The 12,711-nt window shown below is 39.9% G+C and carries 10 protein-coding genes; 9 read left to right on the top strand and 1 reads right to left on the bottom strand.

Features of this window, described 5'->3' with window-relative positions; all coding sequences use genetic code 11:
• The first annotated feature begins 246 nt into the window (after positions 1-246).
• Positions 247-2,229 (top strand): FAD-dependent oxidoreductase, encoded by a 1,983-nt coding sequence (locus PYW30_RS06330; RefSeq protein ID WP_019299461.1) that lies wholly within the window; start codon positions 247-249, stop codon positions 2,227-2,229.
• A gap of 198 nt (positions 2,230-2,427) precedes the next feature.
• Positions 2,428-3,387, top strand: a complete 960-nt coding sequence (gene menA / locus PYW30_RS06325) for a 1,4-dihydroxy-2-naphthoate polyprenyltransferase (RefSeq protein WP_029345178.1) — start codon at positions 2,428-2,430, stop codon at positions 3,385-3,387.
• 48 nt (positions 3,388-3,435) lie between these two features.
• On the opposite strand, the gene PYW30_RS06320 is transcribed toward menA, so the two are convergent.
• Positions 3,436-4,968, bottom strand: a complete 1,533-nt coding sequence (locus PYW30_RS06320; RefSeq protein WP_042219301.1) for a class I adenylate-forming enzyme family protein — start codon at positions 4,966-4,968, stop codon at positions 3,436-3,438.
• A gap of 279 nt (positions 4,969-5,247) precedes the next feature.
• Between PYW30_RS06320 and sdaAB the strand changes: the two genes are divergently transcribed.
• From sdaAB to PYW30_RS06285, 7 genes are all read left to right on the top strand, one after another.
• Positions 5,248-5,919: an L-serine ammonia-lyase, iron-sulfur-dependent subunit beta gene (gene sdaAB / locus PYW30_RS06315; protein ID WP_004256246.1), complete on the top strand. Its 672-nt coding sequence runs from the start codon at positions 5,248-5,250 to the stop codon at positions 5,917-5,919.
• A 9-nt stretch (positions 5,920-5,928) separates the two neighbouring features.
• Positions 5,929-6,801: an L-serine ammonia-lyase, iron-sulfur-dependent, subunit alpha gene (gene sdaAA, locus PYW30_RS06310; protein WP_014024565.1), complete on the top strand. Its 873-nt coding sequence runs from the start codon at positions 5,929-5,931 to the stop codon at positions 6,799-6,801.
• 143 nt (positions 6,802-6,944) lie between these two features.
• Positions 6,945-7,385: a CopY/TcrY family copper transport repressor gene (locus PYW30_RS06305; RefSeq protein WP_042219298.1), complete on the top strand. Its 441-nt coding sequence runs from the start codon at positions 6,945-6,947 to the stop codon at positions 7,383-7,385.
• A 15-nt stretch (positions 7,386-7,400) separates the two neighbouring features.
• A complete protein-coding gene (locus PYW30_RS06300) occupies positions 7,401-7,610 on the top strand; it encodes a heavy-metal-associated domain-containing protein (protein ID WP_023889256.1) in 210 nt (69 codons plus the stop codon).
• Positions 7,611-7,683: 73 nt separating this feature from the next.
• Positions 7,684-9,771: a heavy metal translocating P-type ATPase gene (locus tag PYW30_RS06295; protein ID WP_042219295.1), complete on the top strand. Its 2,088-nt coding sequence runs from the start codon at positions 7,684-7,686 to the stop codon at positions 9,769-9,771.
• A 76-nt stretch (positions 9,772-9,847) separates the two neighbouring features.
• On the top strand, positions 9,848-11,626 hold the full coding sequence (recQ, locus tag PYW30_RS06290) for a DNA helicase RecQ (protein WP_042219293.1): 1,779 nt from the start codon (positions 9,848-9,850) through the stop codon (positions 11,624-11,626).
• A 127-nt stretch (positions 11,627-11,753) separates the two neighbouring features.
• On the top strand, positions 11,754-12,704 hold the full coding sequence (locus tag PYW30_RS06285; protein ID WP_042219290.1) for a glycosylasparaginase: 951 nt from the start codon (positions 11,754-11,756) through the stop codon (positions 12,702-12,704).
• The last annotated feature ends 7 nt before the right edge of the window (positions 12,705-12,711 follow it).

The raw sequence follows: 12,711 nt of genomic DNA, 5'->3' as shown, positions 1-12,711 counted from the left end.
ATTGTACTACATAGCTATAGGGATATGCAGCAATTCAGCTTGAAAAAGAAATTATGTCTCCCATAAAATTTTTAATTTTGACTTTAAAAATAGGAAAGGACATGTAGAAATTCGTCAACTCACTTTTATTTGTCCGCTTACTTAGAAGAAGCGTAAGGTCGGACTTTACAAAGCAGCATGAAAGCGATATAATGTTAGATGGAAATTTTTTTCATTATTATATTACTAGTAGGAGACCGATTTTAAATGACTAAGAAAAAAATCGTAGTCATCGGTGGTGGTGTTGCTGGGGTTCATGCAACACGTGAGCTTTCGAAAAAGCTTAAAGCGAATGCTGACATCACTTTGATTGACAAACATAGTTATCATACATCTATGACGCAACTTCATGAAGTTGCAGCTGGACGTGTGCCATTCACAACAGTTCAATATGACTTCCAAAAACTATTGGGAAAACGTAAAAATGTGAGCCTTGTAACTGATGCTGTTGTCAGTCTTGATAAAGATAACAAGAAGGTTATCACTGAACAAGGAAGCTATGACTATGACTATGTTGTAGTTGCTCTTGGTGGTGAACCTAATGACTTTGGAGTACCTGGTGTTAAAGAACACGGTTTCACTCTTTGGTCACTCGAAGATGCTATGCGTATCAAACGTCAACTTGAAACTGTTGTTCAATATGGTTCAACAGAAGTTGACGATGAAAAACGCCGTGCACTTTTGACAATCTCTGTTGCAGGATCAGGTTTCACAGGGATTGAAATGGCTGGTGAATTGATTGACTGGCGTAAGAAAGTTTCAACAGATTGGAAAATTCCTGAGGAAGAAATCACAATCAACGTTGTTGAAATGATGCCAACAATCTTGAACACATTGGACCGCAAACAAGCAGACCGTGCACACGCATATCTTGAAAAGAAAAATGTTAATGTGTTGACAAACCACGGTATCGTTGAAGTTGCAGAAGACCACATCAAAGTAAATGTTGGTGGACGAGACGAAGAAAAAGTTTCAAAAGAAATTCCAACACACACATTGATCTGGACAACAGGTGTTCAAGGGAATACAGCAGCGCAGACTAATCTTAATGAAACTGAACGTGGACACCGCCTCCAAGCCAACGAATTTATGGAAGCAGTTGGTTTTGAAGATAAAGGTATCTATGTAGCTGGAGACGTCTCAGGTTATATCGAACCTGATACAGGCCGCCCAACACCACAAATCGTTGAAGCAGCAGAGCAAACAGCTCACACAGCAGCTTCAAATATCATCGCAGATATTAACGGTGGAAGCAAACATAAACACGAAAGCAAATACCAAGGAACAATGGTTTCTATCGGATCAACTTGGGGTGTTGCTAAAGTCGGAAGCATGCGTTTGACAGGCTTCTGGGCAATGTTGATGAAAAACATCGTTTACTTTATCTACACATTGCAAATTCGTTCTGCTCATTATTTCTGGCGCTATGCTTTGGATGAAGTTTTCCGTACAAAAGATGACCGTAACTTCATGCGTGGTCATACTTCACGCTTAGGTAACGTACTCTGGGCTGTGCCACTTCGTATCTTCTACGGTCTTGTTTGGTTGACTGAAGCAATGAAGAAAATTGTTGGAGAAGGTCAACTCTTTAACCCTACAACTTGGTTTGGTAAAGGGTCTTGGTTCACAGACGATCTTAAATTCCCGTTTGCTTGGTTGCAAGAAGTGCCTAAACATGCCGATGCTGCTGCTGGCGCAACAGGTGAAGCTGCAACTAAAGCAGCAGATGCTGCTGCTGGTGCAACTGGCGCTGCTGCCAGTGGTGGTGCAGATGCGGCTCACAAAGCGACAGAATGGGGTCTCTCATATGCTTACGGTACAGAGCCAATGCCAGTACTTGAAAAAGTACCACACTGGATGGAACCTATCTTTAAGTTCATGATTCCAAATCGTGACGTTGCATTGTTCATGCAAAAATTCATGTCTATCGTTGAAGTTTTACTTGCTCTTGCTATTATCTTTGGTCTCTTTACTTGGATTGCATCAGCTGTAACTGCTGCATTGACAGTGATGTTCGCCCTTTCAGGTATGTTCTTCTGGGTAAACATCTGGTTTATTCCAGTAGCAATTGCTTTAATGAACGGTTCAGGACGCGCATTTGGTTTAGATAAATGGGTTCAACCTTGGATTCAAAAAATACTTACCCAAGTATGGTATGGTAAATCTCGTTCAATTTATAAAGGACGTTAATAAAAAAATAGCTCGTGAGAGCTATTTTTTATTTCTGTTAAATTCCTTCTGAAATTGATTCTTGAACATTTATCAGCTATAATATAGAGTGTTCATGCTGTCTGGAAAAGATAGGCAGTATAAGAAGAATTAAACATTTAGGAAGTTTAATTGCTTGGAAACCAAAGAAATCATAGTGAAGGAAATCCCAAACGCTTTATGACATTTAAAACATTTTTAGAACTTGTCGAAATTAAAACCAAAATTGCCAGTATATTTCCCTATATTATTGGCTTACTGTTCAGTCTGAGTTATTTTAAAACATTTAATCTTGGCCTATCGTTTCTTTTTTTACTGGCCATGCTTATTTTTGATATGACGGTAACAGCGATTAACAATTATCAAGATTTTAAAAAAGCCAAAGATGAAATTTATCAAAAACAAGAAAATATTATTGGTAAAGCGAATCTGTCGCCACATTTTGTCAGAAATTTGATAATTTTCATGGTCGTTGTAAGCCTGTGCCTGGGTTTCCTGTTGGCTTATTTTACGGGCTGGCTCTTTTTGGTGTTGGGGGGCATCGTCTTCTTTATCGGCGTTTTTTATACTTATGGTCCGATTCCTCTTTCTCGTATGCCATTGGGTGAAATATTTTCCGGTGGCACAATGGGATTTGGAATCTTTGCAATGGTGGTCCTCATCAATAGTGCAGAAAAACCTATCTTTAAACTTGATCTCAACTTTGCGGCAAACTCATTTGCGCTTTCTGGAGATATAATGGGTGCTATAGCAATGGTTGTTGCGAGTTTACCCTTAGTCTTTACGATTGCAAATATTATGCTGGCTAATAACTTGCGTGATTTGGATACAGATATTAAAAACCATCGTTATACTTTAGTTTATTATATTGGACGTAAGCAAGGTATTCAGCTTTTTCAATTGCTTATGTACAGTGCATATTTCTTCATTATTTTAGGGTTTTTCATTGGAATTTTTGAATGGCCAACACTGTTGACTTTTCTTTCCTTTCCGATAATTCAGAAGAACTTGAAACAACATGCCGCAGAAGTTCCTGCGCCTCATAGCTTTGTTTATTCTTTAAAAAATATGGTTTTATTTAACAGTTCTTATGCTGTTTCTCTCCTTTTGTCCTTGCTGTGGCAAGCAGTTACAAAATAACTTAAAAAAGGTAGTTCCCTCTTTGGGACTACCTTTTTTATATGATATTTATTTTTTAGATGCCGCAAGTTCACGTTCAAGAGCCAATCTTTGAACTTTCATTGTTGCTGTACGAGGTATTGCATCATAGTCCATAAGAAGCGGTTCATTTAGGAAGGGCATGTCAATGATGGAAGACCACCACGCTTTCCAGTCCATCTCTTTACCTTCGGCAAGCGCTAAAATAGGTTGTGGATGTCCAGCAGCATCACGGATAATGATTACTTCGTCAAGGAAGTCATGTTGATCGAGGAGGAGATCTTCAATGGCTAAGTTTGACTCCACCTTGTCAATGAGGTCGACTTGACGATCATAAAGGAAGAGCACACCATCTTCATCCATAATCCCCCAGTCACCTGTATCCCACCAGTCGCCATAAACTTCTTCAGCGAAACGACTGTCCTCTTTATAATAAGTGAGGGCACGCCCTTTAGAGAGAAAATGAATATGACCAGGTGTACCAGCAGGCAGCACATTTCCGTCAGCATCTGTGACACGCGCTTGGGAAAGTCCAGGCATACCGATGCCCATTTCACGTGCGTTTGTAGTGGGTAAAGTACTAAGGCGATGTTTTTTCCAAATCATTGGGCCGCACTCAGACTGACCATAGATTTGCAGGAACACAGGATTTTCCTCTTGAGAAGCAGCGAGGAAAGTATGCATCGTATCTTTATTGATTGCATCAAAAGTTGAGTGGAGATAACGAATAGATGCAAAGGCCTCGGGAGTTTCTTTCACAACATTTGCCAAACGAACAAAATGGTTTGGGTGTGTTTCAAAAGCCGTAGGACGATATTTTTCAAACATGCTCAGCACAGTATTTTTTTCTAAATTAGAAAGTGGCATAAGATCAAAGCCAAATGTCATGGCTGATGATATACCAATGTTAAAGCGGGAATGAACAGGTGAAATATGGAAGGCTAACAGTGAAGACTTGTCTGGCATCCAGTCCATCACTGTACGTTGCAAGACCCAACGCCAGCCCATAGATTGAGCAGAGTGCGCAATCAGTTTCGGAATCCCAGTGGTACCTGAGGTATGTGTGAGATAAGCAATCTCATCCGTCGCTAATTGTTGATTACTTACCTCAGGACTATTAGTCAGTGAAGCAAAGTCAGAAACGAAGAGTTTGTGGTCTTCCTTTACATTGTTCAATTCCTGAACGACAGAAGCTGTATCCTCATCAAAAATGAGCCAAGGGGTTTCAAGACGTGCAGCAAGAGTATCCATTACGGGTGAAGAAAAGTGATGGGAAATCATTGCAGGCACAGCCCCCAGATAAGACACAGCAACAGCAAGAAGGTAAGTGTCAAAAGCACTTGATTTAAAAATGATGACTTTGTCTTCTTTTTTAATTCCCAAGGCTGCCAAATTATAAGCTTTTTGCAAGACTGCTTCGTGGACGCTTTGATAACTTGTCTCAAGCTCTAATTCTGGGAAAACGTTTAACTTTTTATCGAAAATAAAACGACTTTTGGGAAACTTTTCAGCAGATTCTTTGAAATTTACATAAAGATTCAGAGGTTTGTGATTGAATTTCATTGAAATCTCTCTTTCTATTTTTCTAAAGTTTATTATATCACAAACTCTTGGTGAGAATTGAGGAAAAAATGTCTTTTTTTGTTTTTTAATCATTAGAGAATAGTCTGAAAAGTCCATGTAAAATGGGAAAATTAGCAAACTTATCTTTTTGCTAAAGGTCCAGTTTTATATAGATATGAAAGCGTATTAGTGTTATAATGATTTTAAGAATAAATTGTTTCGGTGGAATATAAAAAAGTTCCAGCGGAAAGCTTTGCTGAGCAAAGTTGCGGAGGAAATATGGAAAATTTACGTTACAAAAGTGTATTTGACATTATTGGCCCTGTAATGGTTGGTCCCAGTAGTTCCCACACTGCCGGTGCTGCCCGTATAGGAAAGATTATTCGTTCAATTTTTGGCGAATTACCCGAGAAGGTTGAGATTCATTTGTATGAGAGTTTTGCCAAAACTTATCGTGGACATGGAACAGATGTCGCTTTGGTTGCCGGTGTATTAGGGATGGATCCTGATGATCCTCGTTTACGTGATGCACCACGCATTGCCCACGAAGAAGGGATGGAAGTGACATACGTGCCGCATCCAGAAGACAAGGCAGATCATCCTAATACAGCGCGTCTGATTTTGAAAAAAGGAGACCGTGACATGAGTGTCACAGGGATTTCTATTGGCGGGGGCTTGATTCAAGTGACCGAACTCAATGGTTTCGACATTTCTATTTCAGCAGGGATGCCAACCTTTGTTATTGTCCATCAAGATGCACCAGGTATCTTGGCGCGTCTCGGAGCTATTTTTGAAAAGCATGATATTAACGTGGCTCAAATGAATTTGACACGTGAAGCTAAAGGTGAAAAAGCAATCATGATTATGGAAGTAGACAGTTTCGATGTCGAAGAAGCTTTTGAGGAAATGAAACACATTCCGAAACTTTCTGCTGTAAATTTCTTTAAATAAGGGGGAATTATGTTTTCAAATGTACAAGAACTGCTTGAAGATGCAAAAGCATATCCATCAATTGCTGAATTGATGATTGCAGAAGAAATAGAACAAACAGGCGCGAGTCGTGAACAAATCATTGAGATGATGGAACATAACTTAGCGACAATGATGGCATCAATTGAGGAAGGACTACTTGGAAATAAGTCAACAACAGGACTTACAGGTGGCGATGCCAAGAAAATGGATGAATACATTAAAGCAGGAAAAGCGATATCGGGCGATGTCATTTTAGGGGCAGCGCGTGATGGTGTAGCTGTAAATGAAGTCAATGCGCAAATGGGACTTATTTGTGCGACACCAACGGCTGGTTCAGCTGGATGTCTCCCTGGTGTACTCTCCGCAGCAACGAAGAAGTTAGGGCTTACACATGACCAACAGGTAGAGTTTATCTTTACCGCAGGTGCTTTTGGTTTAGCAATCGCAAACAATGCAACAATTGCTGGTGCTGAAGGAGGCTGTCAAGCAGAAGTTGGATCGGCATCGGCCATGTCTGCAGCTGCTTTGGTCATCATGGCTGGAGGTACGGGCGAGCAAGCCGGAATAGCTTTAGCCTTGACACTCCAAAACATGTTGGGCTTGATTTGTGACCCTGTTGCAGGCTTAGTAGAAATTCCTTGTGTCCACCGCAACGCTATGGGGGCTTCTCAGGCCATGATTTCCGCAGATATGGCTTTAGCTGGTGTTAAAACAGTTATACCAGTGGATGAAGTGATTACATGTATGTACAATGTAGGACGCTCATTACCCTCTGCGCATCGTGAAACGGGTGAAGGGGGCCTTGCTGCAACACCAACAGGCCGCGAAATTATGGAACGCATCTTTGGTGACGGAAAATAATAATATTGAAGATAAAAGACCCTTTTTGAAAGTCAATACTTGCCTTAAAGGGTTTTTTTATTTATAATACAGAGTTGTGACTTGACATTTATAGTTTACAGTTGTAAACTATAGTTGTAGTAAAAATAAAGTAAGGAGCGCCAATGAACGAAACAGAATTTAATATATCAAATGCAGAATTGATTGTTATGCGTGTTATATGGTCGCTCGGCGAAGCACGAGTTGATGAGATTTCTTGTCAAATTTCGCCCGATTTGGATTGGTCTCTGGCAACAGTTAAAACCTTGCTGGGGCGCCTCGTGAAAAAGGGAATGCTAAGTACTGAAAAAGAAGGGCGTAAGTTTGTTTATCGTCCTTTAATGGCAGAATGTACAGCTATTCAAATGATGGGACAGTCTTTACTTGAAAAAGTTTGTGAAACAAAACAAGTGAAGCTCTTAGCCGATATGATCGCCTTGTCAAACTTAACTTCAGAAGATGTAGCAAGTTTACAAGAAGCGTTAAAAAATAAAGAAACAGTTCAAGGAACAACTTGTACTTGTTTAGAAAATTTTAATTCTTGCAGCTGCCAACACGTCAGCTAATATGGAGGAGAGAGAATGGAAAAAGAAAAATTCGTAATTAAAGGTATGACTTGTGACCACTGTGCCATGCATGTGACTTCAGCACTCGAAGGACTTGCTGGTGTAAAATCCGCAAAAGTTTCTTTAAAAAAGAATGAAGCACTTGTGAAATTTGATGCTGCGACAACACCAGTAGAAGATTTAGCAGCAGCTGTTAAAGAAGCCGGCTACGAATTAGTAAAATAAAAAAGCTGTCCTTAGGGGCAGTTTTCTCTGGAATGTATTGTTTACGTTTGTAAATTTAATAAAGGAGTAGAAAATGAGAAGTCAAAACTTTGTCATCACGGGTATGACCTGCGCAAATTGTGTGAATACCGTATCCAAAGCATTGAATAACTCGAATAAAATCCAAGAAGCGACGGTCAACTTAGCAACGGAAAAAGCAAAAGTTATTTTTGATGATAGCATTAGTGATCAAGATGTGATCAATATAGTTGAAAAGGTAGGCTATGGTGCTATTGTAAACGATAAAGCGCATCAAGAAAAAATTGCAGCTCAAGCACGTCGAAGGAATCGTAATTTACGATTGTCATTGCTCGTGTCCGTAATTTTGACTCTGCCTTTAGTACTTGCTATGTTTGAAGGGATGTTGGGCACACATTATTTAATGTTTTTACACCATCCTGTTTTACAACTCATTCTTGCCACACCGGTTCAGTTTGTTATTGGTTGGCGCTTTTATGTGGGGGCCTATCATGCATTAAAAAATGGGAATGCCAATATGGATGTTCTTGTAGCACTTGGAACCAGCGTTGCTTATTTTTCGAGTTTAATTTTAGCGGTATTTTTGGGACAAGAGAATGCTTTGAATTTTGAATCAGCTATGGTAATTATCACCTTAGTTGTTTTAGGAAAAGTCCTTGAGCACAATGCCAAGGAAAAAACAAGTCAGGCAATCACGAGTTTGATGAGCAGTAGGGTCAAAAAGGTTCACACAGCAGATGGAGAGCGCCCACTTGAAGAGGTCCAAATCGGTGATGTCATTCAAATTTATCCAGGAGAAAAAGTACCTTTGGATGCGATGATCCTTAAAGGTAAAGCGTCTTTTGACGAAAGTCACTTGACTGGCGAATCTTTACCTGTCGTCAAGGGGGATGATGATACGTTATTTGAAGGGGCCGTGAATTTAGACGGATCCATTAAGGCTGTTGTAGTTCGAGATGTTAACGATTCAACCATTTCTCGAATGGTTGAAATGATGGAAGAAGCGCAAGCTTCAAAACCAGATATCCAAAAATTTGCGGATAAAATCTCAAATGTCTTTGTTCCAATCGTTTTGGTGATTTCACTTGTGACTTTTGTAGCAACATGGGCCTTTACTGGAACATTATTGACTGCCATTATGCATGCTGTGGCAACTTTAGTTATTGCTTGCCCATGTGCACTTGGTTTAGCAACACCAACCGCCATTATTTCAGGAACAGGACTTGCGGCTAAGAATGGTTTGCTGCTGAAAAATGCCAACGCTTTGGAACTGACGAATAGCGTTACAACAGTTTTCTTTGATAAGACAGGTACGATCACGACAGGTGAATTTGAGTTGTCTCAGTTTGAGGGTAACGATGAAGCATTTAAAATTTTAGCAAGTTTAGAAAGTCATTCGCATCATCCGCTAGCTCAAGCCGTAAAAGCTGAGGAAATCGATGAGGTAGAAAACCTTAAAGAAATTGCGGGTCGTGGACTTTCGGGAGAAATAAATGGGCGTCAATATTATGCAGGGAATGCAAAACTGATGCAAGAGCAGGGGTACGATGTCACATCAAGCACAGATACTGTTATTTATCTTGCAGATGATGTAAGCCATAGAGCTACTGCAACCTTTAAATCTTCTATTAAACAAGAAAGCGTGCAAACTGTAGCAGCACTGAAAAAAGCTGGTATTAAAACGGTGATGTTGACAGGAGACAATGAAGATTCTGCTAAAAAAATCCAAGAAATTGTCAATTTGGATGAAGTGAAAAGCAACCTATCACCTGAAGATAAGGCTAAAATTGTCCAAGAAACACCACATTCTATCATGGTAGGTGATGGAATCAACGATGCTATTGCATTAGCAAGTAGTACTGTAGGAGTTGCCATGGCAACAGGTTCAGACATTGCGATGGAAGCAGGGGATGTGACCATTATGGGTGGGAAAATCCATAAATTACTCGATCTATTTAAAATCTCTCAAAAAACCTTAAGAAAAATCAAACAAAATTATTTTTGGGCCTTTATCTATAATATTATTGGTATTCCATTGGCAGCTTTTGGATTACTCAACCCAATGATTGCAGCAGCAGCGATGAGTTTATCAAGTGTTTCTGTAATTTTGAATTCCTTACTTTTGACGAAGACAAAAATTTAAGGTATGCTAAAAATAAAAGAAAAAAATTCACTTTTGTTCGTGAATTTTTTTCGTATTAAACGTATAATAGGAAAAGATGAATTTAGAAGCAAAACTCAAGGAAATATTTGGCTATGAAAGTTTCCGTCAAGGTCAAAAACAAATAATAGAGCAAGTTCTACAGGGAAAAGATACGCTGGGGATATTGCCGACAGGAGCAGGGAAATCCATTTGCTATCAATTACCTGCCCTTTTACAAGAAGGCGTTACACTCGTGGTCTCGCCTTTAATTTCTCTGATGAAGGATCAGGTGGATCAGTTAAATATTGCAAATATACCAGCAACTTTTATTAATTCGACAGTCGATGAGCAAGAAACTTATTTCCGAATGCAACAGATTGAAAATGGCAAGGTTAAAATCTTGTTTGTTGCGCCTGAACGGTTTGAATTAGAATCTTTTAACTATTTTTTGCAGCACCTTCCTATTGACTTGGTTGCAATTGATGAAGCGCACTGTATCTCCCAATGGGGACACGATTTTAGGCCTTCTTATGTTACTTTTGCGAAACGTTTGGCTGATTTGCCTACTTCGCCCACACTTTTAGCACTAACAGCTACAGCCACACCTCGGGTATCTGCAGATATTCAAGATTTATTACAAATCTCTGAAGAGAATACTGTTAAAACAGGTTTTTTACGCGAAAACCTACGCTTTGAAGTTGTTAAAGGAAAAGATAAACGCGATTTTTTAAAGTCCTACCTAAAAGAACATGCAGACGAATCTGGCATTATCTACGCCAACACACGTAAGGAAGTAGAAGAAGTTACGGAATGGTTAAACCGAAATAATTTTCCTGCTAAACGTTATCATGCTGGTCTATCAGAGTTAGAACGTCAAAAAAATCAGGAAGATTTTCTTTATGATGAAGTTCCCATTATGGTGGCAACGAATGCTTTTGGAATGGGAATCAATAAGAGCAATGTTCGTTTTGTGATCCATTATGGGATGCCTGCCACTATTGAAGCCTACTATCAAGAGGCAGGTCGTGCAGGACGAGATGGGCTTGATTCGGATGCTATCTTATTATTTTCGCCCAACGATGTTCGGCTCAGAAACTTCTTGATTGAGCAAGGGGAAGGGAGTGAGCAGCATAAGGAGCAAGAATACGAAAAGCTCAGACAGATGCAGGCCTACACCAGTTCCGAAACCTGCCTGCAAGGCTATATTTTGCAGTACTTTGGAGATGCGGGAGAGGACTGTCATAAATGCTCAAATTGTTTAGATGACCGGGAGCGTACCGATGTTACGCTTGATGCTCAAAAAGTTATGTCCTGTATTATTCGAATGGAGCAACGTTTTGGAAAAACAGCAGTCGCACAAGTTTTAGTGGGCTCTAAAAATAAAAACTTGGCGCGGTGGAATTTTGAAAAACTCTCAACTTTTGGCATAATGATGGGGTATTCGCAAAAAGCAGTTGGAGAGCTGATTGACTTTTTAGCGGGAGAAGGATACTTATCTGTCTCCGCAGGCAAGTTTCCCTTACTGGGGGTTTCAGAGCGTGGGATAGCTGTTCTACAAGGGAGAGAACAAGTCTGGCGACGTGCGGCATTAAGTATTAATAAGCAACAAGCTGCAACCAGTGGTACATTTAATGTGGAACTATTTGAAGAATTACGTGCATTACGTCTTGACATTGCCAAATCAGAAGGCGTTCCTCCCTTTATGATATTTTCCGATGCTTCATTGAAAGACATGACAAGGATTATGCCTTTAGACGAAGAGACTTTTTTAGAAGTTTCCGGTGTAGGTCAAGTGAAGTTGAAAAAGTATGGTCAAGTGTTCCTAGAGGCATTAAATATCTATAATCAAGGATAATATAAAAATAGAGAAGCATTGGTCTTTCTCTATTTTTTTATTTATATCTTGACAAATGTAAGCGTTTAATTTACAATGTATACAAATAGTATATACTAGATAGTATATAAAACAAAAAGGAGCATTTATGTGGGGAATTATTGCAACGTGGCGAATGGCTCATGATGGGGTCTGCAAAGCGCAAGAGCTTTTGAGCAAAGGAGGAGAGGCCGGAGAAGCATTAGAAGAAGCGATAAAAGAGGTTGAAGATTATCCTTATTATAAGTCTGTCGGATATGGCGGACTACCAAATGAAGCAGGAATTTTAGAAATGGATGCTGCTTACATGGATGGAGACAGCTTTAAAATTGGTGCAGTGGCAGGTATTACAGATATTGCAAATCCCATAGCAGTAGCAAAAGCCTTATCAGAGGAAAAGTTTAACAGTATGCGGGTTGGCCCAGGGGCAAGACAATATGCTATTGAAGCCGGCTTTGATCAGAAAAAAATGTTAACAGAACGCGCCAAAAAAATATGGGAGCGACGTTTAGAAGAAATGAAGCGCACAGGTCTTTCAGCTTATGACGGACATGATACGGTAGGTATGGTTGCCTTAGACAGCAGTAGAAAAATGGTCGCAGGAACTTCAAGTTCTGGTCTCTTCATGAAAAAGTCTGGCCGGGTTGGAGATTCTCCGCTCTCAGGTTCCGGTTTTTATGTCGATAGTCAGGTTGGAGGTGCTACAGCCACAGGACTTGGTGAAGACTTGATGAAAGGAATTTTATCTTATGAAATCGTTCGGCTTATGTCTGAGGGCCATACGCCACAAGAGGCTTGCGATCAGGCGGTGTATTCTTTTGAAGATAAATTGAAAGAAAGGTATGGCAAAGCAGGAGCTTTTTCACTCGTAGCACTGGATAAAGAAGGAAACTGGGGCGTGGCAACTAATGTAGAATTTACCTTTAGTGTGGCTACCCACAAACAAGAGCCAAGCATCTTCATTGCACATCCAGAAGCCAATCACAAAACAAAAATCGAACCCATTAGCCAAGAATGGCTAGATGCTTACGAAGCAAGAATTAAAGCACCTATCAAATAGGTAGAAG

Origin of the sequence: Lactococcus garvieae subsp. garvieae (assembly GCF_029024465.1) — a bacterium.
Classification (GTDB): domain Bacteria; phylum Bacillota; class Bacilli; order Lactobacillales; family Streptococcaceae; genus Lactococcus; species Lactococcus garvieae.
Note: the sequence above shows the minus strand (reverse complement) of the source record. Positions and strands in the feature narration are given on the sequence as shown.